Consider the following 434-nt stretch of genomic DNA (forward strand, 5'->3'; position numbering starts at 1 on the left):
TGCAGGAACTGTAGTTGGTACAGGTAATGCCGATACCACGGGTAAATATTCAGTTACCCTAGATAAAGCCTATCTAAATGGCGAAAGCTTAAGTGCAACGGCTGCGGACAAATCGGGTAATGCTACAGCCGCGAAAATAATTATTGCACCAGATACAACGGCACCATCAAGCTTAACTACAACTATAGATGCTGCAGGTAAAGTTGTTGCTGGTGTAACTGAAGCGAATGCTGTTGTAATAGTTAAAAATGCTGCAGGAACTGTCGTTGGTACAGGCGCAGCTGATGCCACAGGTAAATACTCGATTACGCTAGATAAAGCATACCTAAATGGTGAAAGCTTAAGTGCAACGGCTGCGGACAAATCTGGTAATGCTACCGCACCAAAAACAATAGTTGCACCAGACACTACAGCACCTTCAAGTCTGACTGCAA

Annotated in this window: 1 protein-coding gene; it reads left to right on the plus strand. The window is 44.2% G+C overall.

Annotated features, from left to right (window positions below; translation table 11 throughout):
• The coding region (locus tag F931_RS22575) for an Ig-like domain-containing protein (RefSeq protein ID WP_016140934.1) at positions 1–434 on the plus strand (434 nt) is incomplete at both ends.

The organism is Acinetobacter pittii ANC 4050, assembly GCF_000399685.1.
Classification (GTDB): domain Bacteria; phylum Pseudomonadota; class Gammaproteobacteria; order Pseudomonadales; family Moraxellaceae; genus Acinetobacter; species Acinetobacter pittii_E.